This is a genomic window from Hymenobacter ruricola (assembly GCF_015694525.1).
In the GTDB taxonomy this organism is placed as follows: domain Bacteria; phylum Bacteroidota; class Bacteroidia; order Cytophagales; family Hymenobacteraceae; genus Hymenobacter; species Hymenobacter ruricola.
The window spans coordinates 22,073-46,258 of record NZ_JADQDM010000014.1 but is presented as its reverse complement, the minus strand read 5'-3'; the positions used below and the strand labels follow the sequence as shown (position 1 = coordinate 46,258).

Annotated in this window: 29 protein-coding genes; 14 read left to right on the top strand and 15 right to left on the bottom strand. The window is 60.0% G+C overall.

Annotated elements, in window-relative coordinates; translation table 11 throughout:
- Positions 1-47: 47 nt before the first annotated feature.
- From I2H31_RS19750 to I2H31_RS19735, 5 genes are all read right to left on the bottom strand, one after another.
- Entirely contained in the window at positions 48-575 is a 528-nt protein-coding gene (locus I2H31_RS19750; RefSeq protein ID WP_196294788.1) for a heavy metal-binding domain-containing protein, read from the bottom strand.
- A gap of 31 nt (positions 576-606) precedes the next feature.
- The gene (locus I2H31_RS19745) at positions 607-1,434 is read right to left on the bottom strand and encodes a DUF305 domain-containing protein (RefSeq protein WP_196294787.1); all 828 of its coding nucleotides are present in this window, start codon (positions 1,432-1,434) and stop codon (positions 607-609) included.
- Positions 1,435-1,484: 50 nt separating this feature from the next.
- Positions 1,485-2,432 (bottom strand): heavy metal-binding domain-containing protein, encoded by a 948-nt coding sequence (locus tag I2H31_RS19740; RefSeq protein WP_196294786.1) that lies wholly within the window; start codon positions 2,430-2,432, stop codon positions 1,485-1,487.
- 49 nt (positions 2,433-2,481) lie between these two features.
- Positions 2,482-2,613 (bottom strand): hypothetical protein, encoded by a 132-nt coding sequence (locus tag I2H31_RS25525; protein WP_262386163.1) that lies wholly within the window; start codon positions 2,611-2,613, stop codon positions 2,482-2,484.
- Between the two features lie 128 nt (positions 2,614-2,741).
- Positions 2,742-3,221 carry a hypothetical protein gene (locus tag I2H31_RS19735; protein WP_196294785.1) on the bottom strand — a complete coding sequence of 160 codons (480 nt, stop codon included), beginning with the start codon at positions 3,219-3,221 and terminating at the stop codon, positions 2,742-2,744.
- Positions 3,222-3,609: 388 nt separating this feature from the next.
- Between I2H31_RS19735 and I2H31_RS19730 the strand changes: the two genes are divergently transcribed.
- The 4 genes from I2H31_RS19730 to I2H31_RS19715 all read left to right on the top strand — a co-directional run bounded on the left by I2H31_RS19730 (position 3,610) and on the right by I2H31_RS19715 (position 7,948).
- On the top strand, positions 3,610-4,521 hold the full coding sequence (locus I2H31_RS19730) for a trypsin-like peptidase domain-containing protein (protein WP_196294784.1): 912 nt from the start codon (positions 3,610-3,612) through the stop codon (positions 4,519-4,521).
- A gap of 134 nt (positions 4,522-4,655) precedes the next feature.
- Positions 4,656-6,923, top strand: a complete 2,268-nt coding sequence (locus I2H31_RS19725; protein ID WP_196294783.1) for a heavy metal translocating P-type ATPase — start codon at positions 4,656-4,658, stop codon at positions 6,921-6,923.
- Positions 6,924-6,935: 12 nt separating this feature from the next.
- A complete protein-coding gene (locus I2H31_RS19720; RefSeq protein WP_196294782.1) occupies positions 6,936-7,313 on the top strand; it encodes a cupredoxin domain-containing protein in 378 nt (125 codons plus the stop codon).
- 11 nt (positions 7,314-7,324) lie between these two features.
- Positions 7,325-7,948, top strand: a complete 624-nt coding sequence (locus I2H31_RS19715; protein WP_044518498.1) for a helix-turn-helix domain-containing protein — start codon at positions 7,325-7,327, stop codon at positions 7,946-7,948.
- Here I2H31_RS19715 and I2H31_RS19710 read toward each other — a convergent pair.
- Positions 7,945-9,270, bottom strand: a complete 1,326-nt coding sequence (locus I2H31_RS19710; RefSeq protein ID WP_196294781.1) for an FRG domain-containing protein — start codon at positions 9,268-9,270, stop codon at positions 7,945-7,947. The genes I2H31_RS19715 and I2H31_RS19710 overlap by 4 nt on opposite strands.
- Positions 9,271-9,465: 195 nt before the next feature.
- Here I2H31_RS19710 and I2H31_RS19705 point away from each other — a divergent pair, with 195 nt between their 5' ends.
- The 4 genes from I2H31_RS19705 (at position 9,466) to I2H31_RS19690 (ending at position 13,738) form a co-directional block, all read left to right on the top strand.
- A complete protein-coding gene (locus tag I2H31_RS19705) occupies positions 9,466-10,098 on the top strand; it encodes a DUF305 domain-containing protein (RefSeq protein WP_196294780.1) in 633 nt (210 codons plus the stop codon).
- Positions 10,099-10,176: 78 nt separating this feature from the next.
- Positions 10,177-11,145 carry a DUF4396 domain-containing protein gene (locus I2H31_RS19700; protein ID WP_230687943.1) on the top strand — a complete coding sequence of 323 codons (969 nt, stop codon included), beginning with the start codon at positions 10,177-10,179 and terminating at the stop codon, positions 11,143-11,145.
- A 98-nt stretch (positions 11,146-11,243) separates the two neighbouring features.
- Entirely contained in the window at positions 11,244-12,491 is a 1,248-nt protein-coding gene (locus tag I2H31_RS19695; protein ID WP_196294778.1) for a hypothetical protein, read from the top strand.
- A 50-nt stretch (positions 12,492-12,541) separates the two neighbouring features.
- Positions 12,542-13,738, top strand: coding sequence for a restriction endonuclease (locus I2H31_RS19690; protein ID WP_196294777.1), 1,197 nt, complete (start codon positions 12,542-12,544; stop codon positions 13,736-13,738).
- An 87-nt stretch (positions 13,739-13,825) separates the two neighbouring features.
- Here the strand turns inward: I2H31_RS19690 and I2H31_RS19685 are convergent, their stop codons facing one another.
- The 9 genes from I2H31_RS19685 to I2H31_RS19645 all read right to left on the bottom strand — a co-directional run bounded on the left by I2H31_RS19685 (position 13,826) and on the right by I2H31_RS19645 (position 19,117).
- Positions 13,826-14,695, bottom strand: coding sequence for a DUF4238 domain-containing protein (locus tag I2H31_RS19685; protein ID WP_196294776.1), 870 nt, complete (start codon positions 14,693-14,695; stop codon positions 13,826-13,828).
- Between the two features lie 85 nt (positions 14,696-14,780).
- Positions 14,781-14,963, bottom strand: a complete 183-nt coding sequence (locus I2H31_RS19680; protein ID WP_044518383.1) for a hypothetical protein — start codon at positions 14,961-14,963, stop codon at positions 14,781-14,783.
- A 94-nt stretch (positions 14,964-15,057) separates the two neighbouring features.
- Positions 15,058-15,498 (bottom strand): arsenate reductase ArsC, encoded by a 441-nt coding sequence (locus I2H31_RS19675; protein ID WP_196294775.1) that lies wholly within the window; start codon positions 15,496-15,498, stop codon positions 15,058-15,060.
- Positions 15,499-15,524: 26 nt separating this feature from the next.
- Complete coding sequence (gene arsB, locus I2H31_RS19670; RefSeq protein ID WP_196294774.1) at positions 15,525-16,631, bottom strand: ACR3 family arsenite efflux transporter; 1,107 nt, start codon at positions 16,629-16,631, stop codon at positions 15,525-15,527.
- Positions 16,632-16,644: 13 nt separating this feature from the next.
- Complete coding sequence (locus I2H31_RS19665) at positions 16,645-17,139, bottom strand: GNAT family N-acetyltransferase (protein WP_196294773.1); 495 nt, start codon at positions 17,137-17,139, stop codon at positions 16,645-16,647.
- Positions 17,140-17,151: 12 nt separating this feature from the next.
- A complete protein-coding gene (locus I2H31_RS19660) occupies positions 17,152-17,925 on the bottom strand; it encodes a metallophosphoesterase family protein (RefSeq protein ID WP_196294772.1) in 774 nt (257 codons plus the stop codon).
- A gap of 72 nt (positions 17,926-17,997) precedes the next feature.
- Entirely contained in the window at positions 17,998-18,462 is a 465-nt protein-coding gene (locus I2H31_RS19655) for a DUF6428 family protein (RefSeq protein WP_196294771.1), read from the bottom strand.
- A gap of 41 nt (positions 18,463-18,503) precedes the next feature.
- Positions 18,504-18,854, bottom strand: coding sequence for an ArsR/SmtB family transcription factor (locus I2H31_RS19650; RefSeq protein WP_196294770.1), 351 nt, complete (start codon positions 18,852-18,854; stop codon positions 18,504-18,506).
- Entirely contained in the window at positions 18,851-19,117 is a 267-nt protein-coding gene (locus tag I2H31_RS19645) for a hypothetical protein (RefSeq protein ID WP_196294769.1), read from the bottom strand. The genes I2H31_RS19650 and I2H31_RS19645 overlap by 4 nt, the downstream gene beginning before the upstream one ends.
- A 641-nt stretch (positions 19,118-19,758) precedes the next feature.
- On the opposite strand from I2H31_RS19645, the gene I2H31_RS19640 reads away from it, so the two are divergent.
- From I2H31_RS19640 to I2H31_RS19615, 6 genes are all read left to right on the top strand, one after another.
- On the top strand, positions 19,759-21,345 hold the full coding sequence (locus I2H31_RS19640) for a DUF4942 domain-containing protein (RefSeq protein WP_196294768.1): 1,587 nt from the start codon (positions 19,759-19,761) through the stop codon (positions 21,343-21,345).
- Positions 21,346-21,451: 106 nt separating this feature from the next.
- Positions 21,452-21,730, top strand: coding sequence for a hypothetical protein (locus tag I2H31_RS19635; protein WP_196294767.1), 279 nt, complete (start codon positions 21,452-21,454; stop codon positions 21,728-21,730).
- A 63-nt stretch (positions 21,731-21,793) separates the two neighbouring features.
- Positions 21,794-22,093, top strand: a complete 300-nt coding sequence (locus I2H31_RS19630; protein ID WP_196294766.1) for an antitoxin VbhA family protein — start codon at positions 21,794-21,796, stop codon at positions 22,091-22,093.
- A gap of 86 nt (positions 22,094-22,179) precedes the next feature.
- Positions 22,180-23,271, top strand: coding sequence for a Fic/DOC family protein (locus I2H31_RS19625; protein WP_196294765.1), 1,092 nt, complete (start codon positions 22,180-22,182; stop codon positions 23,269-23,271).
- 68 nt (positions 23,272-23,339) lie between these two features.
- Positions 23,340-23,660, top strand: coding sequence for an antitoxin VbhA family protein (locus tag I2H31_RS19620; protein WP_196294764.1), 321 nt, complete (start codon positions 23,340-23,342; stop codon positions 23,658-23,660).
- 167 nt (positions 23,661-23,827) lie between these two features.
- Positions 23,828-24,178, top strand: a complete 351-nt coding sequence (locus I2H31_RS19615; protein WP_196294763.1) for a DUF6922 domain-containing protein — start codon at positions 23,828-23,830, stop codon at positions 24,176-24,178.
- Positions 24,179-24,186: the final 8 nt, after the last annotated feature.

The following is a 24,186-nucleotide window of genomic DNA, read 5'->3' as shown; positions in this document are numbered from 1 at the left end:
GGGGAGCGGGACACGAAGGGCGGCCCGGAGTCGGACCGCGCCGGTAGCTAGGATTTTTTGACCAGCGCCATGCCGCACTTCGGGCATTTGCCCGGCGCGGTGGCGGCCACTTCGGGGTGCATGGGGCAGGCGAAAGCCGCGCCCACGGCTTTGTGGCCGTGGGCCTCGTCCAGCTTGTCGAAGCGCACGGTCAGGGCTTTGCCATCGGCCGTGTTCAGCGTCACGATGGCCGTGCGCACCTTGGCCCCGGCGGGCAGCTTGGCCGTGAGGTGGTCGTCGCCGGCCAGGGCCAGCGGCACGGTCACGGTGGCATTGGTGGTCAGCTGCACCAGCACCGAGCCGCTCATGCCCTTGTTGGGCACGGCACTCATCTTGGCTCCCAGCAGGTAAAAAGCCAACTCGGTGGGCTGGGCCACCAGCTCCAGGTGGTAGGGGCTGGCCGAGCGCACCACGCCGCCGTGGGGGGCTACGTGAGCGTGGGTTTCGCCCGCCGCTATTTCGGCGTGCTGGGCGTGGGCGAGGGGCGCGGCGGCCAGCAAAGCCAGCGCGGCGAAGAGGGTGCGAAGCATTTTCATGGAGGACTGTAGCGGTGTATTTGGAGTGGGATTAGGCTTTTTTGACCAAATCCATCTCGCAGGTGGGGCACTTGCCGGGCTTGTTGCTGCGGCTGCCTTCGCAGCCCATCGGGCACTCGTACACGGCGGCCGAGGTCTTCATCTTGCCCTCGTTCTTGGTGTGCCAGTCCTTGAACTGCTGGATTTCCTTCTGCTGGGCGTCAATCATCATTTGCGCCATCTCCTTGAGCTTGCTGTCCTTGCCGTGGGCCAGCTCGGCTTTGGCCATGTCCACGGCGCTCTGGTGGTGCACCGTCATGAGCATGTTGAAGTTCATGTCGGGGTCCGCCACCATCTGGGGCATGTTTTTCATCATCCCGTCCATCGAGGCCTTCATCTGGGCGGTGAAGGGGTCGGCCGGGTCCTGGGGCTTGTAGTTGGTCGGGGCCGAGTCGAGGCGCTCGGCAATAGGCTCCATTTCGCCGATTTCCTTCTGCTGGTCGGCCTTGATTTTTTCGGCCATCTGGCGCATGGTGGCATCCTTGCCGTCGCGCAGCTCGATGTCGGCCATGGCCACCGCGCCCTTGTGGTGCTCCAGCATCATGTGGGCAAAGTCGTGGTCGGTGTTGCCCTTCATTTTCATGGCGTCCATCTTAGCCATCATGTCGTTCATGGAGGCCATCAGGGGCGAAGCGCCGGCGGCACCGTCCGCCATTGTCGAATGGTCCATGCCGGCCATGTCGCCGCCCGCAGCGGTGGTGTCGGCCGTGGCCGAGGTCGTCTCAGTAGCCGTGGAGTCGGCCGATTTGTCGGCGTTGCAGCTGCCCAGCAGCAGGGTGCCCGAACAGAGGGCGGCGAGGATAAATGCAGACTTTTTCATGGGGTTTGGGTTGGGATTGAAGGTGAAAAAATGAGGTGTATGGGCGCGGGCTAGGCCTTCACGTTGATGGTGAAGTCGCCGGTGTGAATCTGCCCGCCGTGGTTGAATTGCAGGAAAACGCGGTACAGGCCGGGCTTTTCGAAGTTGGTGTTGAAGCCGATGACCGGGCCCTTGTCGGCCTGGTCGTTGGGGTGCACGTGCAGGTAGCGCTCGGTGTCTTCGCTGATGACCACCACGTGGCCCAGCGCCCCGAGGTACTTATCCAGGTCCGTCACCGGCTGCCCATTCTTGCTCAGGCTGATTTTCATGCCCAGCAGCTGGCCAACTTTCAGCTCTTTGTCAAATGCGAGGGTAGCCTGATAGCCATTCTTGCTCCACTGCAGCTGGTCTTTGCTGAACTTGACGGGCGTGTACTTGGGGCCCTGCACGCTCACCACCTGGCGGCCGAGCTGGTGGCCGCTGCCGTCGGGCGTGTAGTCCTGAAACAGCACGTACTCACCGCCCTTGGGGAAGGTAAACGGTACTTTGTAGTTGCCATCAGCCGTGAACTCGGGGTGCTCATGGTCGAACACCGACAGGTCTTTGCGGACGATGATGAGGTGGATTTTCTTCTCGTGCACCACCGCCAGCGGCACCGGTGCTTTCTCGTTGCCGACTTCCTGCGGGGTATAGGTCAGCGTGGCGGGCTGGCCGGCCACCAGCTGCATGGGCTTCGGCTCGAACTGCATCTGGTAGCTTTTGCCGTTGCTCACCTGGTCGTTGTGGACCAGCTCCATGCCGCACTTGGGGCACTTCTCGCCGGGCTTGGTGCTGGTCACCTCCGGGTGCATGGGGCAGGCGTAGGTGTGGCCTCCGGCGTGCGCGGCCGTGCTGTCGGGCGCGGTGCCGGTGGGCGTGGTAACGGTGTTGGTGGCGCTGCTGCTGGACGAATCCGAGGAGCAGCTGGCAACGGTGAAAATGCTGGCAGCGGCCAGCAGCGGAACAAGAAAGCGGTTCATGAAAACGGGTATGGAATGGGAAATGCGGGGCCGAAAAGGCCGTTGGGGCCTACGCCTGCCACTGCTGCCAGAGCACGAAGCCCAGCGCGGCAGCCAGCCCGGCGTAGAGCAGGTAGGACAGCCAGCGACGGCCCGGCCCACGGGGGGGCGGCGCACCGGCCTCCTGACAGCAACTCTTCATTGCGGGGGAGGGAAAACCAGGAAAATAGGGGAAGGGGGCGCAGCTTAGCCACGCGAGCGAGCAAACGAAAAGGCCCGCCCCGGACATAGCATAGCTATGCCGGCGCGAGCCTTAGCGCGTCGGAAGAATCAGACAGTCAGCGACTGGATGAAAATGCGGATGTCGGGTATTTTGGGCTTGAGGTGCCGGGGCGGAACCAGGGCCACCGTAGCCGTGCGGTCCCACTTGCCAGCCAGGGGCCGGAAATGAAACTCGATAGCCGCCGGCAGTACAGCCGGGGCAGGCAGGAATAAGTGCTTCTGGGCGGGCGTCGTCAGCGAGGACAGCAGCGACGCCGATTTGTCCTTGCAGCAGTCGTGGCTGGTGCCCGGCTTGGTCGGGTGGCCGTGGCCGTGCTGCTTGGTCGAATGCTTCGCCACCGCGCCGTGGCCGTGGCAGCCCGGGTGCGCCGGCTTCTCGGCCTGGTGGTGGTCCATGGCCGCCATCGGCGGAGCCGGCGGCAGCGGATTGACCGTTGCGCACCAGCACTGCCCCACGAACACGTTGACGAAGACGAGCAGGAAGCTCGTCGCCAGCAAACGGCGGAAAGGGTACAGGCTACGGAACATAACGGGCATGAAGCAACCGCAAAATTAGACTTATCTCCTCAGAAGAGTAGAGCTGCTTCTTTACCCGCAATGCCGCGAAAGGGTTCCGGTGGTGGTTTGCGCAAGGTGGGCGCAGGTTGATAAAATGGCGTTACTGAGCAACTCAGGGCCATCAGCTTCCATTTTGGATACACCCTAGTCCGAGCGGAAAAGCAAAATTATGCAAGTTGCTGGCGTGATTTTATAAGCTGTTTGCTGGTAACTGCCTGATAAAGCCAAGGGGCATCAAAAATAATTCAGGGCCATTTTCCAAGTGGCAGGGTGGATTTCGTATTTATCTGTGAGAGGGGTTAGTAAGCTTAATTCTTGGTGCCCCCAATCAATAACTAAATTTTTTAACCCTTTACCCATGGCCTCTACGCCTACCTCTCCTTCGCTTTTACAAGAAGTCAAAACTCAACCTCTCAGTATTGCTACCGCAGCAATCCTCAAATCGACCATCCAGTTCTTTTACACGCACAAGGGCCGCATCGCCGCCTGCGGCAGCGGGGTGTTACTAACCTTGGATGGTCGGTATTTTGTGGTGACGGCGGCACACGTTATTGCCGGCAAGTATTACGAGACGTTCGTGATTCTGCCCCCGCACGAAGTCACCCTGGCCGGTGAGCTGCGCATTACCTCATTGCCTGCCTCTGGCAAACGGAAGGACGACAAAATAGACCTAGCTGCGTTGGAGCTGACCGACGAATCCCAACTTGCCCGCCTGCAGGAAGCCTACCACTTCCTAACCCTTTCGGAACTCTCCACGAGTCCCAGGCACCTGACGGATGTTTACCTGTCCGTTGGCTTTCCAGCGGCGAAGACCAGGTCTTTTGATGGCCAAGTGAAATCAGCACCGTACCCGCTGCAGACCCAATTAACAGGTGAATTTGATTATGCCCGGTCTGGGCTCCACCCGGCTATTCACCTCGTGCTCGACTTTACGGGCGACGTGCTGTCGGCCACCAATCCCCAGCCGCACAAGCGCCCCAAAATGGAAGGCATCAGCGGCAGCGGCCTCTGGGATACGGGCAACTATCTGCTGCACGACCCTGCCCTGGAAAAGAAGCTGGTGGGCATCGTAACCGAAGAGTTGACGCTCAACCGAAAGAAGTACCTGCTTGTGACCCGAACCACCGTGCTGCTGGAGTTTTTACGCCAGAGCTTCGGCTTGCAAATTCCCGTTTCCACGACCGTTAAGGTAAACTTGGGGTCTGCCCGGTGGCGCTACGCTGAATGGCAGGCAAAACAGGCTGCCAAGGATGGTGGTACGGCGGTATAGGCCGTCAAATTATGCAATTCTGCGGCGGTATTTAGTACTAACTTCGCCATGGGGTAGCCGTTCCTTTGTAGCGTGATTCTGGGCTTTCGCCAGCTGGCCGAACCGCCCAAAAACCACTCCCTACGCTACTTTTTATGGAACCTGCCACTAAAACCGAAACCCTCGACATCGAAGGCATGACCTGCGCCTCGTGCGCGTCCTTCGTCGAGAAGTCGCTCAGCCGCACGCCCGGCGTGCAGCGGGCGATGGTCAACTTTGCCACCGAGAAGGCCACCGTGGACTACGTGCCCACCCAGGCCTCTCCGGCTACGCTGAAGGAAGCCGTTATCAACGCCGGCTACGGCGTGGTGGAGCGCGCCCCCGATACCAGCGCCGCCGAGCGCAGCGCCGAAATCGATTGCCAGAAAGCCCTGGCTTACCAGAAGCTCAAGCGCCGCTTCTGGGTGGCCGTGGGGCTGGCCGTCATCATCATGCCGCTGAGCATGCTCATGCTCTGGCCGGCGATGATGGCGCGCGTCAACATGCAGTGGCTCAACTATTCCCTGCTGCTGCTCACGCTGCCCGTGCTGCTCTACAGCGGGCGCGAGTTCTACGTGTCGGCCTGGAACGGCTTCAAGCACCGGGCCGCCAACATGGATACGCTGATTGCCGTGGGCACCGGCGCGGCGTTTCTGTATAGCCTGGCGGCGACGGTGGTGCCTGGCTTCTTCACCAGCCGGGGCCTGATGCCCGAGGTGTACTACGACACGACGGCCACCATCATTGCCCTGATTCTGCTGGGCAAGGTGCTGGAGCTGCGGGCCAAGACCCAGACCTCGGCCGCCATGCGCAGCCTCATCGGCCTGCAAGCCAAAACCGCCCGCGTGGTGCGCCCCGATGGCGCGGAGGTCGACGTGCCCATCGAGCAGGTGCAGCTGGGCGACCTGGTGGTGGTGCGGCCCGGCGAGAAGGTGGCCACCGATGGCCTCATCACCGAAGGCAGCTCGGCCCTGGACGAGGCCATGCTCACGGGCGAGAGCCTGCCGGTGCAGAAGCAGGTGGGCGACCCCGTGTTCGGGGCCACGCTCAACAAAACCGGCTCCTTCCGTTTTCGCGTGACCAAAGTAGGGGCCGATACCATGCTCTCGCAGATTGTGAAGCTGGTGGAAGATGCCCAGGGCAGCCGCGCCCCCATTCAGCGACTGGCCGATAAGGTCAGCGCCATCTTCGTGCCCACGGTGGTGGTCATTGCCATTCTCACGTTCGTTATCTGGTTTGATTTGGCCCCGGCGGGCACGCGCCTGCCGCTGGCGCTGGTCAACTTCGTGGCCGTGCTCATCATTGCCTGCCCCTGCGCGCTGGGGCTCGCCACGCCCACGGCCATCATGGTCAGCACCGGCAAGGGGGCGGAGCATGGCGTGCTGGTGCGCAACGCCGAGGCGCTGGAAAAAGCCTACCAGGTAAACACCGTGCTACTCGACAAAACCGGCACCATTACCAAGGGCGAGCCCGCCGTGACGGACTTCTGGACGCTGCCCGGCCAGGAGGCCGCCCAGCTGCTGCCGGTGGTGGCCGCCGTGGAGCGCCAGAGCGAGCACCCACTGGCCGAGGCCGTGGTGCGCCACGCCGACGCCCAGGGTGCCGCCAGCCTGACCGCCACCGGCTTCCGGGCCGTGGAGGGCAAAGGGGCCGCCGCCACCGTAAACGGCCAGGCCGTGCTGATTGGCAACCGCCGCCTGCTGGCCGACGAGGGCGTAAGCCTCTCCCCTACCCTGATAACCCAGGCCGAGCAGTTGCTGAGCCAGGCCAAAACCGTGCTCTACATTGCCGTGGCGGGCCAGGCCGTGGGCTTGGTGGGCGTGGCCGATACCGTGCGCGACACCTCGGCTGCCGCCATTAGGAAGCTCCAAGCGCTGGGCATCGAGGTGGTGATGATGACCGGCGACAACCCCGAAACGGCGGCCCAGGTGGCCGGCCAGGTCGGCATCACGCGCTACTTCGCCGAGGTGCTGCCCCAGGACAAGGCCGGCAAGGTGAAGGAGCTGCAGGGCGAGGGCCGCACCGTGGCCATGGTCGGCGACGGCATCAACGACGCGCCGGCGCTGGCCCAGGCCGACATCGGGCTGGCCATCGGCTCGGGTACCGACGTGGCCATGGAAGCGGCCGGTATTACGCTCATGCGCTCCGACCTGAACGGCGTGGTGACGGCCATCGAGCTGAGCCGCCAGACCATCCGCACCATCAAGCAGAACCTGTTTTTCGCCTTCATCTACAACACGCTCGGCATTCCCGTGGCGGCCGGGCTGCTCTACCCCTTCTTCGGCATCCTGCTCTCGCCCATGCTCGCGGCCGGGGCCATGGCCCTCAGCTCGGTATCGGTGCTGACCAACTCGCTGCGCCTGCGCAGCTTCGACAATCATTAATTCCGCTTTCCTATGGATACGCCCGCCATTTTGGTAACCGTCGGCGGCCTGGCCCTCGCCGGGTTTGTGCTGTGGTACTTCTTTTTCTCGGCCCGCCAGACGGCCAGCGCCGTGTCTTCCTCGGGTGGCGTGCAGGAGGTAGCCATCACCGTGAAGGGCGGCTACTCGCCCGACGTGATTGAGGTGGAGCGCGGCAAGCCCGTGCAGTTGAGCTTCTACCGCGACGAGGAAAACAGCTGCTCCGAGGAGCTGCTGATGCCGGATTTCAGCATTCGCCGCGACCTGCCCGCTTTCAAAACCACGCTGGTGGAGCTGCTGCCCAAAGAAGCCGGGACATTTACCTTCACCTGCGGCATGGGCATGCTGCGGGGTAGCTTAGTGGTGAAATAATGCCGCATCCCATGAAAGCCGACGTCAGCATTGCCCACGTCCTGCCCCCGCCCGGTTCGCACCGGCTGCTGATTAAGAACATGGTGTGCCCGCAGTGCATCCGGGTGGTACGCGAGGAGCTGACGGCGCTGGGCCTGCACGTTCACCGCGTGGCGCTGGGCGAGGCCGACGTGTCCACGCCCGACGGCGCGGCTCCCGACTGGGCAGCCATCCGGGCCAGCCTGCAGGAAGCTGGGTTTGAGTTGCTGGAAGACCCCCGCGACCAGCTCGTGGACCGCATCAAAACCCTGCTGGTGGCCCTGATTCACTACCCGCCGCCCGGCCCGCGCCTGCTCAATTACTCGGATTATCTGGTCGAGCACCTGAGCAAGGATTACCACTATCTTTCCCATTTGTTCTCCGCTTCCGAAGGCCTTACGATTGAGAAATTCATCATCCGCCAGAAGGTGGAGCGCGCCAAGGAGTTGATTGGCTACGGCGAGCTGCCCATTGCCGAAGTGGCCCAGCAGCTGGGTTACAGTAGCCCGGCGCACCTCTCGCGGCAGTTCCGGCAGGTGACCGGCCTCACCCCCACCGAGTTTCAGCGCCTGGGCCCCGCGAGCCACGCCCGCCGCAGTCTGGACTCGCTGATTTAAGCAAACCCGGCTGCTGTCTTATCGAATATCGCCCAAACTACCTCGTGCAAGTGCTGTTGGTCTTGTTCCGGGAAAATGAAGGCATCCGTCATTCCCAGCTGTGGTAAACGTTCTCGCAAATGAGGGAGTAGGGATTTGTGAATGTTAAAGCAGTGCGAGTATAAGTGGTTGGCTTCGGGGTTATCTTGGATAACCTGTTCGTGCACCACATGCTCCATGGGCTCGGTAGATGAGCTGTTCCAGGCAAAGACACCTTTTTGATTGATGACGTTGGGGTTGTTTTCCAAGCCGATACGAACAAAATCGTCGCCCTGGTCTGAGAAATAAGAATTGGGAATCCGTTTGAGGTGTTTTACCTGGCAGAAGTAATTGGTGAGCCCGCCACCCGGAAAAGAGGCCCGGGCCCATCGTAGTGCGGCAGCATCGTCGTTGGCAAAGTTGTTCATGTTCTCGTCCGAAAACGTGGGCGAAAAGCTCGCCATAATGCCCCGACGCTCTTTCAACGCTTCCACATTGGCCTGAAACACTTCCTTAATCAAGGGCAGGTTGCCCTCAATACTCATGGCCACCATTTCCCGCAGGCCAGCCTGAGCAAAACCTTGCTCCTCGATATAATATACACTCACGTAGTTGTCTATTTCCCGGGCGGGCGTAGGCTGGGCATCGGTGGCGCCCATCGCCGCAAAGTAAAGTGCCACTGGAAAGCTATAGGTCCAGTCCAGTAAGGGAGTGGGGCAGCTGTAATGCTGCAAAATGCTCAGCACGCTCACGTCGTTGCCAGCATCTCCCCCATTGGTTTCAATGTACTTTGCCAGGAGGCCACCGCAGTACAGTCGGGCGTTATCCATCAGCCGCTCTAAAAACAGTTGGTGGTCGGTGGGCTTCGTTTCGCGCTTATTCAGAATCCAGTTCCGCTGCATCGAGCTATACAGCATAAACTTAGCTTCGTTTATCCCCCGAAACAGGTGGTCGGTTTTGGGGGTGAACTCCGAAATGAGAGCTTCCAGCTCGGCCGGCGTATCAATGCGCTGTTGGTCAAAGTAATTGTTCTTCTGAACGAAAGACCCGTACATGGATAGGTGCTCGGGATGCAGCAACGGCGGTAGTTGCTGACTACCGTAGAGTGCATTTGCTAGGGCGCGCACCCGGGAAGTCAGCGTTTGAGGATTGACATGGCCGCTGCCATCAGGCATTTCCCGCACCTGTGTTATTTCCCTTACTAGCTGAGCGTCGCGGAGGGTAGCCCAACCGCCACTCTGCCCCCACTCCCACAGAATCTTTATCTTTTCGTCAAGTAAGCTTTGTTCGTCAGTAGGTTCCATAAGTTGATGTAAGGCGGCTGCACGAAGGTAACCAAGTCATGGAAAGCAGGTTTCCGAACCAAAGTAGTGCCTCCAAATGCCATGGAATAGGCTGCTTAGGATAGAAATTATGCAAGTCTGCGCAGGCATCTTGTAAATCCAGTGGTACAGCAGGCCGTTTTAGAAATCAGGAAAAATTCACCACGACCTGATATTATGAAAAAGCTATTTCGCCTTCCCCTGCTGGCCCTTTTGCTGGCTTCCGTTTCCCTCGTTTCCTCGTGCAGCAAAGACGACTCGGATAGCCTGAAAGTGCAGGCGCACGACCAGAACACCATGATGACACTCATGCACGACATGATGAAGAAGATGGATGCCATGATGAAAACCCAGGACCCCGACCAGGACTACTCCATGATGATGGTGATGCACCACCAGGGTGCCATTACGATGGCCCAGGAGGAATTGAAAAATGGCAAGGACAACCAGATGCGGGACCTGGCCACCCGCATCATTGCCGCGCAACAGGCCGAGATTACGCAGTTTAACGCGTTTCTGGCGGGGCACCGGGTGGAGACGCCACTCGTGCCGGCGTTTAACACGCGCCAGATGATGGCCATGGATAAGATGATGCGCGCCAACGACCTGCGCGTTATCACCGGCAATACCGACCGCGATTTTGCCCAACTTATGCAGGACCACCACCAGAGCGCCATCGAGACGTCGCAGGCGGATTTAGACCTTGGCCGTCACACCGAAACCAAAGCCTTGGCGCGGCAGATAATTGACGAGCAAATGATGGAAATAAAGGAGATGCAGGAGTGGCTGCTGACCAACAAAGGCTACTAATGTCCTCCCTCCTTTCACCTAAAAAGCAGCGGGCTAGATAGCCCGCTGCTTTTTAATTTACGCCATTACCCAATGGAAATGCACAATACTCCCTGGGCTCCGGAATGGCTGCTGTGGGTCTGGTTCGGCCTCACACTGTTATCCGTGGCCTACGTTGCCTGGGACTTGTTTACCAGCACCCCGGAAATGAAAGTGATGAAGTGGGGCTGGGTGCTGGTCACCCTCTACACCGGGCCGGTGGGGCTGCTGGTGTACTGGTTTTCGTGCCGCGAGCCCTCGCCCGGCACCCACGAGACGTTCGTGGCCCCGCTCTGGAAGCAGGCCGTGGGCTCGACGATTCACTGCGCCGCCGGCGACGCCACCGGTATCATCGTGGCTGCCGCCATCACTGGCTACTTTGGTTTGAACATGGGCACCGATATCTGGATTGAGTACGCCGCCGGCTTCTTTTTCGGACTATTCATCTTCCAGGCCCTGTTTATGAAGGACATGATGAGCATGAGCTACGGGCAGGCCGTGCGCAGTTCGTTTCTGCCGGAGTGGATGTCGATGAACGCCATGATGGCCGGCATGCTGCCCACGATGGTACTACTCATGACCCGCGACATGCGGGCGATGGAAGCCACCTCGCCCTGGTTCTGGGCCTCGATGTCGGCCGCTACGCTCGTGGGCGTCGTGGTGGCCTACCCCGTCAACTGGTGGCTGGTCAAGCACCAACTCAAGCACGGCATGGGCACCGAGCGGGCCCTGGGCAAGGGCGGGGCCCCGGTTGCCGCAGAACATCAGCACGCCGGGATGGTCATGGCCGGCATGACGCACGCTATGCCTCCAACAGCGCCCAGTTCGCCCGCCGGCCCCCCCATGCCAAGAATGCGCATGGAAGGCGACGGCCAGGTATCGGCCGGGCGCAAAGCCCTGGTAACGGTGCTTACCCTGCTCATGCTGGCGGCGGGCTACTACGTGGCGGCCCGGTACGGGGACCTCGCTATGCGGCCCGGCCAGCCGATGAGCATGCCGGAAATGTCCATGCCTGGGATGACGCATTAGCCCGCAACGGCAACCCGGACGACGGATTTTGGGTGCGGCGGCTTGCGGACCCCGGGGTTCTGCGCATCTTCGTGATTCCAATTATCCCGCCCCATTATATGTCTGCCGCGCTACCGCCCCTTATTCAGCAATACAAAGCTGATTCCGAGTCCGTTTACAACACCTGGTTCATCAATAACGAGGAGCGCTTGAAGGCCTTCCGCTCCATTCGGCGCGGGGTGCAGCAGGTGGTCAAGGACATCAAGGCGGGCAGCTTCGGCAACGATTTTAAGGGCACTTCGCTCGAATTCGTGCTCGGCGTCATCAGCGAGCAAAAGCAGGTGTTCCAGGGCGCGGCGCACCCCTTCTACTGGAAGCCCAAGCTGCGCATCCCCGACATATACGAGCACGAAGACAACAAGCGCGCCTTCGGCCAATTCTTGGAAAGCTGCCTGGCGGCCACTACCGAGCAGCAGCTGCTGCGCGAAATCGACATTCTGGACCGCCGCAAAATCAAGGGGCTGGGGCCGGCCGTGGCTAGTATCCTCTATTTCCTGCACCCCACGCTGATGCCACCCTGCAACACGGCCATCGTCAACGGCTTCAACGCCCTGTTTGGGGAGAAAATCAAGCTGGGCTCCTGGTCCGAGTACCTGCGGATGCGCGACCGGCTGCGCGACCTTAATCAGGAGCACCGCCAGCACCTGAGCCTCGACTACGGCGCGCTGAGCGGGCTGCTTTTCGACGTGGGCGTGAAGAAGATGATTGCCGGCGACCAACAATTTGCCACCGACGAGGACCGCGACAAGTACCAGCAGCAGGCCCAAAAGCGCCACAAGGAGGTGCAATCCGAGGCGCAGGAGGAAAACCAGCACACCGAGATGCAGCATCACCTGCTGCGCGTGGGCAAGGCCCTGGGCTGCGACGTGACCACGGCCATCAACGACCGCAACCGTCTTTGCGGCGGCCAGAAGCTCTCCTTTCTCTGCCTCGACCAGCACCCCGAACTGCCCGTGCCGGCCGAGGTGGCCAGCACCATCCGCCTCATCGACATCGTGTGGTTCGCTCCCGGCACCAACCGCGTGGTAGCGGCCTTTGAGGTGGAGAAAAGCACCAGCATCTACAGCGGCATCCTGCGCCTGACGGACTTGGCGTTCTCCATGCCCGAGCACGAGACGGCGCTCTATCTTGTGGTGCCCGATGCCCGCGAGAAGGAAGTGCAGGCCCAGCTCTCGCGGCCGGCCATCCGGGCCGCTGGCGCTACCATCCGCTACATCCTGTTCTCGGAGTTGCGCCAGCACTGCGAGGCGCTATGCAAGTTTGGTGATTCGCCGGCGGCCATGCTGAAAATTGCGCGCTCGGTGTGAGGGACCGTGTCTGTACTTTAGTAGAATATTAAGAGTTGGCTTGACTTTTTATGGCCGAGTATCTGTATCTATGGTTGGTGTTGCTCGGATTTCTGGTCGGATTGGGGCTATTAGCAATTCGAAAAAACCGGCTTGATAAGCAGCTGGCGCAGGAAAAGAGTAGCCTTTACAAGGATTACCAAACCAGGAATTCCGAGTTAAACGTCCGGGAGAAAATACTCGACAAGCGGGCCGCTGATGTGGCTCGATTGGAAAAAGTGTTAACCGAGAAAAGCAAAAGCTTTCCTTGGCTGGCTGGTGCAATTGCGGACCTGGTCTTGCTTAACAACAATCAGGTTGCTGACTATTTGGCCTTTAAGCCCCGGCCGGCCAAGTCCTCTGCCCAGGCAGTGCGCGAGGTAGGGAAAGAGAAACGTATTCTGGCTGCTCAGTTGAAACACCTGCAATACGTTATCAACCAGTACGAAGGCCTGTTTCCATTTCTGACGGAGTTTCGCGAAGGAGAAATGGAGGAGGCGCTCCTGGAAATAAAGGATACACATGGCGAGCAAGCACCGCAGGAGGCCGACCCGGTGAGTGTTTTTCTGACGGCTGGAGAATATAGCAGTCTCTCCACGACCGAGCGGAACCAGCGGGCCTTGGAGCGATATATGCAGGGCCGGAAAAGCCCTTACCAGTTGGGCCGTGACTACGAGCGATTTGTGGGGTATTTGTATGAGTGCGAAGGCTATACCGTAACCTATTTTGGGATTGAGAATGGCAAGGAAGACTTGGGAAGAGACTTAATCTGTCGTAAAGACGGCAACACCCTAATCGTGCAGTGCAAGTACTGGAGCAAGCACAAGCTCATTCACGAAAAGCATATCAACCAGCTGTTTGGTACCACCGTCAAATTCTACCTGGACTCAGCGCAGAAAAAGTTAGTTGAACAGCAGCTTCACCTTTTTCCGCAGTTACTTTCCGCCAGTAACATTCTGGGGGTGTTTTGCACCTCCACTGATTTGTCGGATACGGCCCGCAAGTTTGCCCAAGCTTTGGGCATCCAGGTGCGGGAGCAGGTCAGGCTGGGCGCTTTTCCGATGATAAAATGCCACATCAGTCCGGCAACGGGTGAACGGATTTATCACCTGCCATTTGACCAGATGTATGACCGAACCAAGCTGGATAAAGCAGGCGAGTTTTATGCCTTGACGGTAGCGGATGCTGAGGCTAAGGGCTTTAGAAGAGCTTGGCGGTGGCGTGGGTAGTTAACTGCACCCTGTTGAAGATTGCGCGAAACGTGGGGAGTAAACTTGGCTGATAATTGCTCAGGGTTTCGAATGTCGCTAAAGGAATTAGGCGATAAAGTCAAATAAGAGCTCAGTGAGCTTTTCTACTTGGTTTTGAGCTTGCATCACACTGTACATCTGCATGATGGTTTCCAAGTGCGTTTTGCTCATGCAGGCAACGTAACGCGTGGAATAGTGAAGGGTAGCCAGGTCCTTCTGGATAGTGAAAATTGGGCTTTTAATCCGCTTCTGGGCCCCGTGCTTGTAAATAAACGTGTCGGTAGCGCTTAGCGGAAAGATGAAGTCTTCTAATTTGCTATAGTCAGCATTGGGCCTTTCCAGCACGGGGCAGTCTCCAATCACGGAGGGAAACCGTTCATCGGGCTGCGAGTGAATAAACCAGTTGGCGTGAATGTCGGTAAGCTTGTTCTCGTCAAACAACGGCAGCAGAGGCAACAATATTCGCTTGGCCTCTTTGATAGCATCCGAATCCACCAACTGGTTCAGCGCATTCAGGTCGACTGGGTTAGCTTGGTCGATGGGCCGGATTTCAGCTTTTAAGTCGGCCAGGCTCAACTCCTCTTTCAGTCGGCCAAACTGCGGGTCGCTCGCCGGTATGCGCCATTTAAGGGAGCTGGCCAGCGCAACAATGCTCACCACTGCTTCGAGAGAAGCTTTTCGGGAGAGAAGGACATTTTGCAAATCGGCGGCGGCCTTGTCATCCAAAGCTGCATACAAGGCCTCCAGATGGTCTTTGGGCTGGCCGTGGAAGAGAACCGTATTCCGGTCCATCTCAAAGAATATAGCCTTTGGGCTTTGCCGCTGCTTGGCTATTCTACCCGTCTGCTTATCAAGCAAGTAGAGCATTCCATCCGCATCCGCGAAATTCTTAATGAGGAATTGGGGAATGTAGTGGTGTCGGCGTGATACCTGCATCAGTGGTGGGCAACAATTAAAATAAAAAAGCGACTCCAATTTCGGAGCCGCCTTTTTACTGACAAAAGACAGAGTAGAAGTAGTGCTATTTGCCTCCCTTCTCTTTTCGCACGCCTTTGAAGGGCGTACCATCTTGCTTCACGTCCATGAACTGGCCGTTGGTGGTGTTCCGCTTCACGTATTGCTCCGTGACGGGGTTGAAAACTTGCGAACGGTCGCGCACTGCGCCGTTGCGGTGGCCGTCGCCGGCCGGTTTGTTCGTTGCCATATAGCAGGGCGAGAGGGAAAAACTCTCTTTACCTCAACGGTGAGTTTGAACGAAGAATTCCGCGTAAGGATTCACTGGCATAAATACTTATTATTCAGATGCTTTGAGTTGTCTTGAACTGCGCCTGAACGAAGTCGTGGGCATAGGCTTTCACCTGGTCGCGCACCGCGCGAAACTGCCCCATAATTTCCTCCTCGCTGCCAGTAGCCTTGGCCGGGTCGGGAAAGTTGTGGTGCAGCTTCTTGGCCGACGACGGAAATACTGGGCACACCTCGTTGGCGTGGTCGCACACAGTCAGCACGTAATCGAACGGCACGGCGGCGTACTCATCGATGTGGTTGCTAGTGTGATGCGAGATATCCACCCCGTCCTCGGCCATTACGCGCACGGCGCGGGGATTAAGCCCGTGGACTTCTACGCCGGCGCTGTAGACGGCGGCCCGCTCGCCTAGCTCTTGGGCGAGGTAGCCGTGCAGCAGCTGGCTGCGGCAGGAGTTGCCGGTGCAGAGCACCAGCACGTTTTTCTTACCAGACATGAGCAGGGAAAAAAGCAGGGGAAGAGTTACGCGGCCGAAGCCACCGTTTTGCCGTCGTACCAGCGGCGGCGGAACCAGAAGGCCAGGTTAACCAGCGCAATCAGCGCCGGCACCTCAATCAGCGGGCCGATAACTCCGGCGAAGGCCTGGCCCGAGTTCAGGCCAAACACCCCAATGGCCACGGCAATGGCCAGCTCGAAGTTATTGCCGGTGGCCGTGAAAGCAATGGAGGCATTCTCAGCGTAGTCGGCCCCTAGATACTTGCCGGCCGCGAAACTAAGCACGAACATGATGCCGAAGTACAGGGCCAGCGGCAGGGCGATGCGCAGCACATCGAGCGGCACCTGCACGATGGTTTCGCCCTTGAGGCTGAACATGACCACGATGGTGAGCAGCAGCGCCACCAGCGTAATGGGGCTGATGGCCGGGATGTAGACGTTCTCGTACCATGCGTCGCCTTTCAGCCGGCGCAGGACGGTGCGCGACAAAAAGCCCGCCGCGAACGGAATGCCCAGGTAAACGAGTACGCTCCGGGCAATGTCCCAGATGCCGATGTTCACCGCGTAGCCCTTCAGGCCAAAGTAAGGCGGCAGCACGGTGATGAACAGCCAGGCCAGCACCGAATAAAACAGTACCTGAAAGATGGAATTCAGGGCCACCAGCCCGGCGGCGTACTCGCGACTGCCATCGGCCAGGTCATTCCAGACCAGCACCATGGCAATGCAGCGGGCGATGCCGATGAGAATCAGGCCCATCATGTATTCGGGCTTGTCGGGCAGCAGCCAGATGGCCAGGAAAAACATGAGCAGGGGGCCCAGAATCCAGTTTAGGAACAGCGAGAGGCCGATGATGCGCGTGTTTTTGAAGACCGTGGGCAGCTGCTCGTACTTGACCTTGGCCAACGGCGGGTACATCATCAGAATCAGGCCGATGGCCAGCGGTACGTTCACCGTGCCCACTGAGAAGTAGTTGATGGCCCCGTTGATGCCGGGCACAAAGTAGCCCAGGCCGACGCCCAGCGCCATGGCCAGGAATATCCAGAGCGTGAGGCCCCGGTCGAGGCCAGAGAGTTTCTTTTCAGCCAGCGCGGCGGGGGCCGGGGCGGCGGGCAGGGGTTGATTCAGGGTTGTCATAGAAAATAGTGAATTAAGCGACCCCGACGGAGGAGCTGCGCCGCTCCATCTGCACCGTGTTGCGCCACACGCCGTGGTGCTGGCCAATCCGTTCGCGGTGGCCGATGACGCGAAAACCTGCCTGAGTATGCAGGCCAATGCTGGCGCTGTTTTCCTCGAAGGTGCCAGCTTGCAGCGTCCAGATGCCTTGGGCCTCCGAGTCCGCAATCAAGACCTGCAGCAGCTGCCGGCCGACGCCCTGCCCACGGGCGTCGGCGGCGATGTAGATGCTGAGTTCGGCCACCCCGCCGTACACGCAGCGGCTCGACACCGGCGAGAGCGCAGCCCAGCCCAGCACCATGCCGGTGTCATCGACGGCGACCAGGCGGCTGTGGGCCAGGTGCGCCCGGTCCCAGGCCTCCCATTCGGGGGCCTGCGTTTCAAACGTGGCGTTGCCCGTGGCAATGCCTTGCTCGTAGATGGCACGCACGGCGGGCCAGTGGGTTTCCGCGAGTGGTTGAATGGTCATCGGGTTGGTAGCTTAATAGGCTTTGCGCAGCATGTCGGCGTATTCGTTCGGCAGCGGGGAGGCCTCCACGGCCTGGGCGGCTTTCTCCACGTCGTATTCGACCCGAATAAGTTCCGTGCGCACGCTGCCAGGGTCCGTGAGCTTCGTGTTTTCGTCGAGGTGCAGCAACTGGTAAGCCGCGCGTGGGTCACCGTCCTTGGGCTTGCCCACCGAGCCGATGTTGAGGGCGTGGCGGTAGCGGGTTTCGCCTTCCACTTCGTAGGCGAAGGTGCGGTGGTAGGGCTTGTGAGTATGCCCGAATAGCATAATATCGGCGTTGGCCTCGGCCAACACCCGCAGAAAGCTGGCCTCGGGCCGGTCCTCAAACAGGTACTCATTGATTTTGCGCGGCGAGCCGTGCACCATCAGCAGGTTCAGGGTGCAGGGCTCCTCCTGAAACTCCAGCCGCATGTGTTTGGGTAGCAGGCGCAGGTAGCGCCGCTCCTCGTCGCCCATGATATGGTTAGTGTAGGCAATGCTTTGCGCGCCCAGGTCCTTTTCGGTGTCGGTTTTGTAAGCGCAGCCGCAGTTGCTACTGGCCAGCCCGATGCCCTGGTCGTAGTTACCGGCCAATGTGGGGATGCCGCGGCGGCGCACCTCATTCACCACTTCGTTGGGCCAGGGCGCGTAGCCCACCAAATCGCCCAGGCAGAAAATCATGTCGGGCCGGCGCTGCTCCATATCGGCCAGCACCGCTTCCAAGGCCGGCAGGTTGCCGTGCACGTCGGAGAAAAAGGCAATTGTCATCGAAATCGGGCGGAATGGATTGGGGGATAAGTCAAGCGGCGTGACCCGGGAGGGCCGCGCCGCGTGGTCATTTTAGCAGCACCCGCCGCCCGGCGTGCAGCCGCCGGCCGTTTGCAGCTGGGGCAGCGCGAACTGCTGGGCCGCCGGAATGCCGCAGGCATCCTGGGCCAGGCAGGCCGTCTGCTTGGGCATGAGCACGAAATCGGTGCCGTCGAAGGTCAGGCCGAACTTGCCGATGGTGGCCTGCTGGTACTCTACTTCAATGTCCAAGTCTTCCTGTCCCAGGATTTTCTCCGACAGCTTCAGGATGTGCAGGAATTTCTGGGGGGCTAGGCGGTGGTCATAATCACCGGCCTCCCAGAGCTGGAAGTTGGCCACGGTTTCTTGGCGCTCCACGCCGCCGCAGTCGATGAAATGCTTGCTCACCAGGCCCACTTCCGTGACGTGGAAATGGGAAGGCAGGTACTCGCCCGTGGGCAGGCGGAAATTAATGGCTTCTACTTCGGTCAGGGCCTGCTTGATTTCAGAGATTTTCATGGCGTTGCTTCGTAAAATGGTAAGGGTTAAAGTGAGGATGGTTAGCAGGCGCAGGCATCATCGGGGCCGCAAACGGCGCCGCTCGTGGCCTCGATGAAAAAGGCGGTGAACTGCTGGTGCACCTGTTGCAGCAGCTCGGTATTGAGGCAGTAGCAGACCGTGAGGCCGTCGATTTCGCCGCGTATCAAATCCAGCGCCTTCAACTCCTGCAAGTGCTGAAATACGGTGGTGCGGGACAGGGGCAGCTCGGCGGCGATGTCGCCGGAGATGCAGGTCTTTTTGCTGGCCAGGAACTGGATGATGGCCACTCGCGCCGGGTGGGCCAGGGCCTTGGCCACGCGGGCTAGGTGCTGCTGCTCTTCGGTGAAGGCGGCGGTTTTAGCGTAGGTCATGAGGATGAATCGGGGAGTGCGTTGGGAATAGATGCTGGCGCGGCAGCCGTGGCGGCCAGCAACTGGGCGAGCAGGATTTCGGCCCGCTGGTAGGCGCGCTGTTCGGCCGCTTTCAACCGCTGCTCGCCGCCGCCGCCGGGTTGGCCGTTGTAGCTCTGGGTCTGGAGCCGCAGGCCTTCCAGGACGAGGCATTCGGTGCGCAGCACCCGTTCGAGCACCACGCGTAGCAGGGGATGAACCAAGGTATCCGCGTTGGAAGACATAGCAGTCAGGAGCAAAGCCGGAAGTATGTCGCAAATATACGACATAGAATGACGTAAGTTTACGACATAGCTAAAATATTTCTTCCTGGGCGGAAAACGAGCTGTATTAAGGCATTGCTGGCGGCGCGAGCCCATTGGGCCAGGCTATGCAGGAGTTCGCTGCGCTACCGTGCTACGCACCGCTCCCGTTGGTCGCGTTCTTCCTATCCTTCTCGCAAAAAAATCCTCCCACCGGCCCGGCCCAGGCAGCGGCGCTTACTCGGGGGCGGGGCCGGCTCTCCGCTACTCCCGTTGGTCGCGGCGGAATGCCGGCCCCGCCCCCGGTGCGCTTTGCAGCCCCGCCCGGGCCTCCCTCCTTTTTTAATGGCTGCTGGCCGAACCGGCAAGGGTCGGTACCGCCAGCGCAGTGCTTGAGCCAGCGAGCCGCTGGCAAAATCAATATGGAACAAAGGGGAAGGAGGGTTTAAGCGGCCAAAGCGGGCAGTTGATTTTGGTGAAATATTGTTGTCTTTTTAGCAACAAAAACACTCAAAAATGCGTTTAATAGGATAAGCAAGTGGTTGTTCACTATCATCTTAGCCCCGTCAGACGTCATGCTTAATCCTGAATTCTTTCCTACCCCGGCCGCCGTTATTCAGCGCATGCTCGAACCGTTTTTCAATCCCGCTCCTACCGGCGACGAAGCCGAGAGCGGCGACCGGTACCGCCGGTACAACCCGGCCGCGGCAGCTTTGCGCAAGCTTACTATCCTGGAGCCCAGCGCCGGCAGCGGGGCCATCGTGGACGAGCTGACGGCCTGGCTGGACCGCGAGGACTACCACAGCCGCAGCGGCAAGCAAAACGTGTATTGCTGCGAAGCCGACCCCGACCTGCGTGCCGTGCTGCACGACAAGGGCTACAAAGTCATTGCCAACGACTTCCTGAGCTACCGGGGCGACCATTTTATCGATTTGATTGTAATGAACCCGCCCTTTTCCAACGGCGACCGGCATTTGCTCAAGGCTTGGGACGTGGTAGCCGCCGGCGGTGACGTGGTGTGCCTGCTCAACACCGAAACGCTGGCCAACCCCTACACCGAAACCCGGCAGCTGCTGGCCCGCCTCATCGAGGACCACGGCACCAGTGAGGAGCTGGGGGCCGTTTTTGCTGAGGCCGAGCGCCCCACCAACGTAGGGGTGAGTATGGTTCGGCTGCACAAGCCCGCCAAGGCCGACCGCCTCACGTTTGAGTTCAGCAGCCGGGGCCGCCGGGGGCCGGAGCTAAACGAAAACCTCTTCGCTAATGCCGTGGCCACCCGCGACGTTATCGGCAACATGGCGGCCGAATACGAAGGCCTGAAAGCGCAGTACGCCGCTTACCTCCAAGCCCGTGAGGGCATGAAGTTCTACGCCAAAAGTCTGCTGCGCAACGACTACCAGGACGTGCTTAAACTGGCCGAGGCCAGCTTGGAGCGCGGCAGCCTGCGCACGAGCTACAACAACTTCGCCGACGAGATGAACCAGCAAATCTGGGGGCTGGTACTCGATAAGGTGAACATTCAGAAGCTGATGACGGCCGACGTGCGCCGCAACTTCGCGGCCTTCAGCAAAGCCCAGGGCTACCAGGAATTCACCCACGAGGCAGTGGCTGAGCTGGTGGCGCTGGTGCTCGACAACCGCGAAACCATCATGGAACAGGCCGTGGAATCGGTGTTCGACACCTTTACCAAGTACCACAAGGAAAACCGCCTGCACGTCGAGGGCTGGGTAACTAACTCGCAGTGGAAAGTGAACCGCAAGGTGATTCTGCCCTACGCGGTGGAGGAAAGCTATTCGGGCAAGGGCTTCCGGGTGAACTGGAGCCGCCGCGACGACTACGCCGACATTGACCGGGTGATGTGCTACCTGACGGGCGAAAACTACGATACCTGCGTGGGCATCGATACCGCCCTTGACCGCTACGGCAATCAGAACCCCAACCCGAACGGCGTGTACACGGTCTACAGCCGGTTCTTCGAAATCCGGGCCTTTAAGAAAGGCACCGTGCACCTCATTTTCCGCGAGGAATTTCTCTGGCAGGAGTTCAACCTTCGGGCTTGCGCCGGCAAGCAGTGGCTGCCCGGCCCCGAAATGGCCGCCTACCGCGCCCGCCAGGCCAAAGCCGCCACCGCGAAGACCCACCCCTTAGTGCCCGAGGCTGAGCCGCTGGCCGCGCCCGGTACCCAAATGCAGCTGCAGCTTGCGGCCTGAGCACCGATGCCAGCGGGCGGGCTACCGTCCGCTGGCACGTGACCGGGGCAGTGGAGTATCGCTCTGCTCCTTCTCCCGTAAGGCAGGGAAGCGTTATACTGCTTGCATGAAAACCCCATCCCCTCCCTCGGCTCCGCCCGGTGCTGCCCCGCCGGCGGGCCAGCAGTTCAGCCACCTGCTGCGCCACGGCCGCTTCTCCTTCACCGAGCGCGAGCTGCAGGAACACCTGCAAATGACTTACCGCACTATCAAGCAGCGCGAAGCCGACCCCTCCGGCCTGACCGTGGCCGAGGCGCTCCGGGTAGCCGAGCTGCTGGCCGTGCCCGTGCAGACGGTGCTGGATGCGGCCCTGGCCGATGCACAGGCGGCCAGGTCGAAGCAGTAGCCCGGTTTGGCACATTTTTGCCTAACTTTCGTTTGCCGTAGTAGACCACTCAGGCAAAACAGCATGGATACCCTCGTAAAATTCGGCCCCAAGGAAGCAACCCGCGAGCAGCGCCAGGCGCTGTCGGACCGGGCGGCCGCGCTGAACGCAACCCAAGACCGCAAGCTGAGCCCCTTTGCCGAGCAGCTGAGCCAGCGCTACATCAACGGCGAGCTGAGTCTGGCCGAGGTTAACGCGCAGCTTGACGCGCATTACCAAGCCCAGACTCAGAAGCCGATACCCACGCGGGGAGCCGATGGCATCCTGGCGGTGGCACCCCGGCCGGCTCCCGCCGTGACCAAGGCCCGCTCTTTATCGCACTAGCCCTTCGCTTCAATTCTATTCGCTAACGCCCTGCCGGTTGGTGGGGCGTTTTGCTTGCTTACCCAGTTCCCGCGCAGGTTTCCTCTATGACTGACGGTTTTACCGACCCCCACACCGGTGTCCTGATTAATAAGCTCAACATTGCCGATGAGGACAAGCTGGCCGAGGTCGAAGGCAACCGCTTCCACTTCCGCCTGCTGGAGGTGCTGGCCGGCCACGTGGAAGTGACGCCTCACAATGCCCAGGGCCTGCAGGCATTGCACCGCCACCTTTTTCAGGATGTGTACCCGTGGGCCGGCGAAACGCGCGCCTGGGGCGAGTTTCAGGCTACCAAGTCAACATCGGCCGATAAGGACGGTCCCGGCCTGTACACCATGTACTTTGGCAGCTACCAGCAACTGCCCGCGCACCTGGATGCCATCGGGCAACAGCTGGCCGCTGAGCGCTTTCTGAAGGGGCTGGATAAAGACCAGTTCGTGGCCCGGGCGGCCTACTATTTCGACCAGTACAACTACGCCCACGCCTTTCGGGAGGGCAATGGCCGGACCTTGGGCGCGGCTTTTCAAGTGCTGGCGGAGAATGCCGGCTACGACGTGAACCTCGTCGCGCAGTTGCACCCCAAGCAATACAACCAGGCCCGGGACTATGCTATTCTACGGCCCACCGGGAACCCGGAAACCGATTTGCAGCCGCTCCGCGCCTTTTTTGGCCAGATTACCACGCCGCTTCCGGAACTGGTGCTAGCCCCGGCCGCGCCCGTGGTAGTGCCCGAGTTTCTGCGGCGCGTGGATGCCATGCGCGAGGTACAGCAGAGCCAGGAGCCTATATGGCGCGCGCTGCTGGGAGGGCGTCACACCGGGGTAGCCCGGCAGATTATGCAGGGCACCCGCGGCGTGGTGCATCCCGATGCGCAGCAGCCGGCGCGGCTGGCTATTCTCAAAACCGGGGCCGAGCTGCTGGCGCAAATGCCCGTTAAGATGGAAGATGCCCGGCTGCGCCAGCGCGTGGCGCGGTTGCTAAAGGCATTGCCTCTGGTTACGGTGGTGCTGCTGGTAGTCGGGCCTCCGCTGCAGGCCGCGCCATCCGCCAGCCCGGAACCACCGAAAATACCCGTAGCCAGTAAAGACGAGCCGCTGCAAAAAGCACCGGAGTTAAAGCGTCGAGGCCCAAAGCTGTGAGTTCGAAATAGAGCTGATTTGTTGCCTCCCAGGACGCCGGTGCGAGCTTTTATTCGTATCTTGTATTGGTGGAAAAAGCACTCTATTTCTCCGAAAACGAGCAAATCAAGCAGCAGCGTCGCGAGGTGGTAAAGTTTGCAGTTGGCGTGTCAATGAGTCAAAATCGACCGCCCTCGACGCTGCTGGTGGAGTTGCAGAACCAATACATTGCCGGGCAGATTGACCTGGCGCAATTGTCGGCCGCGCTCGACGCCGAGTACCAGCCAGCTCCCGGCTTTGACCCTTTCGCTAGGTATGCGCCCGGAGCAGGCCCGCAAGTAGAGCCGGCCCATCAGTACGACCCATATCTGCACTTTGATGAATCGAGCGTAGGTCCTCGCCTGCCGTAGCTTTACTGAGTCCGGCTGATTTAGCGCAACTATAGGGCCTGAAAAGATGTTTAAATAGAATAGGGACTGCTATTGGCTTTCTCCCTCTGGTTCCCAATCCAGCTTTCGGGAATATGCTTCCCTGTCACACGAAAGGCTAATAGCCCCGGCTCACATATCCTGTACTCATGGAAAAGCTCACCCCTTCTGCTACGGTTGCAACGCCCGAGCCGCAGGTCGTACCGGCCCCCCTGGCCGAGCACCTGCCAACTCTATTGTGGGACGTAGACCCCGATACCATCGACCCGCAGGCCATGGCGCGTACCATCGTGCAGCGCGTCATTCAGCGCGGGAGCAAAGAAGACTGGGCTGCCATGCTGGAATATTACGGCAGGCCCCGCGTGCAGGAAATCGTTGAAACGGTACCCTATATGTCGGATGCCGCCATTGCGGCCGTATGCCAGTTCTTCCACATCGAAAAGGAAACGCTTAGATGCTACCAGCGCAAGCAGTCGATACCGCAAACCTTCAACTCCTAGCGCAGCTC

Bases quoted from the DNA above. Each gene is read 5' to 3' on its own strand.
- I2H31_RS19750 (WP_196294788.1), bottom strand. From the start codon at position 575: ATGAAAATGCTTCGCACCCTCTTCGCCGCGCTGGCTTTGCTGGCCGCC.
- I2H31_RS19745 (WP_196294787.1), bottom strand. From the start codon at position 1,434: ATGAAAAAGTCTGCATTTATCCTCGCCGCCCTCTGTTCGGGCACCCTG.
- I2H31_RS19740 (WP_196294786.1), bottom strand. From the start codon at position 2,432: ATGAACCGCTTTCTTGTTCCGCTGCTGGCCGCTGCCAGCATTTTCACC.
- I2H31_RS25525 (WP_262386163.1), bottom strand. From the start codon at position 2,613: ATGAAGAGTTGCTGTCAGGAGGCCGGTGCGCCGCCCCCCCGTGGGCCG.
- I2H31_RS19735 (WP_196294785.1), bottom strand. From the start codon at position 3,221: ATGTTCCGTAGCCTGTACCCTTTCCGCCGTTTGCTGGCGACGAGCTTC.
- I2H31_RS19730 (WP_196294784.1), top strand. From the start codon at position 3,610: ATGGCCTCTACGCCTACCTCTCCTTCGCTTTTACAAGAAGTCAAAACT.
- I2H31_RS19725 (WP_196294783.1), top strand. From the start codon at position 4,656: ATGGAACCTGCCACTAAAACCGAAACCCTCGACATCGAAGGCATGACC.
- I2H31_RS19720 (WP_196294782.1), top strand. From the start codon at position 6,936: ATGGATACGCCCGCCATTTTGGTAACCGTCGGCGGCCTGGCCCTCGCC.
- I2H31_RS19715 (WP_044518498.1), top strand. From the start codon at position 7,325: ATGAAAGCCGACGTCAGCATTGCCCACGTCCTGCCCCCGCCCGGTTCG.
- I2H31_RS19710 (WP_196294781.1), bottom strand. From the start codon at position 9,270: ATGGAACCTACTGACGAACAAAGCTTACTTGACGAAAAGATAAAGATT.
- I2H31_RS19705 (WP_196294780.1), top strand. From the start codon at position 9,466: ATGAAAAAGCTATTTCGCCTTCCCCTGCTGGCCCTTTTGCTGGCTTCC.
- I2H31_RS19700 (WP_230687943.1), top strand. From the start codon at position 10,177: ATGCACAATACTCCCTGGGCTCCGGAATGGCTGCTGTGGGTCTGGTTC.
- I2H31_RS19695 (WP_196294778.1), top strand. From the start codon at position 11,244: ATGTCTGCCGCGCTACCGCCCCTTATTCAGCAATACAAAGCTGATTCC.
- I2H31_RS19690 (WP_196294777.1), top strand. From the start codon at position 12,542: ATGGCCGAGTATCTGTATCTATGGTTGGTGTTGCTCGGATTTCTGGTC.
- I2H31_RS19685 (WP_196294776.1), bottom strand. From the start codon at position 14,695: ATGCAGGTATCACGCCGACACCACTACATTCCCCAATTCCTCATTAAG.
- I2H31_RS19680 (WP_044518383.1), bottom strand. From the start codon at position 14,963: ATGGCAACGAACAAACCGGCCGGCGACGGCCACCGCAACGGCGCAGTG.
- I2H31_RS19675 (WP_196294775.1), bottom strand. From the start codon at position 15,498: ATGTCTGGTAAGAAAAACGTGCTGGTGCTCTGCACCGGCAACTCCTGC.
- arsB (WP_196294774.1), bottom strand. From the start codon at position 16,631: ATGACAACCCTGAATCAACCCCTGCCCGCCGCCCCGGCCCCCGCCGCG.
- I2H31_RS19665 (WP_196294773.1), bottom strand. From the start codon at position 17,139: ATGACCATTCAACCACTCGCGGAAACCCACTGGCCCGCCGTGCGTGCC.
- I2H31_RS19660 (WP_196294772.1), bottom strand. From the start codon at position 17,925: ATGACAATTGCCTTTTTCTCCGACGTGCACGGCAACCTGCCGGCCTTG.
- I2H31_RS19655 (WP_196294771.1), bottom strand. From the start codon at position 18,462: ATGAAAATCTCTGAAATCAAGCAGGCCCTGACCGAAGTAGAAGCCATT.
- I2H31_RS19650 (WP_196294770.1), bottom strand. From the start codon at position 18,854: ATGACCTACGCTAAAACCGCCGCCTTCACCGAAGAGCAGCAGCACCTA.
- I2H31_RS19645 (WP_196294769.1), bottom strand. From the start codon at position 19,117: ATGTCTTCCAACGCGGATACCTTGGTTCATCCCCTGCTACGCGTGGTG.
- I2H31_RS19640 (WP_196294768.1), top strand. From the start codon at position 19,759: ATGCTCGAACCGTTTTTCAATCCCGCTCCTACCGGCGACGAAGCCGAG.
- I2H31_RS19635 (WP_196294767.1), top strand. From the start codon at position 21,452: ATGAAAACCCCATCCCCTCCCTCGGCTCCGCCCGGTGCTGCCCCGCCG.
- I2H31_RS19630 (WP_196294766.1), top strand. From the start codon at position 21,794: ATGGATACCCTCGTAAAATTCGGCCCCAAGGAAGCAACCCGCGAGCAG.
- I2H31_RS19625 (WP_196294765.1), top strand. From the start codon at position 22,180: ATGACTGACGGTTTTACCGACCCCCACACCGGTGTCCTGATTAATAAG.
- I2H31_RS19615 (WP_196294763.1), top strand. From the start codon at position 23,828: ATGGAAAAGCTCACCCCTTCTGCTACGGTTGCAACGCCCGAGCCGCAG.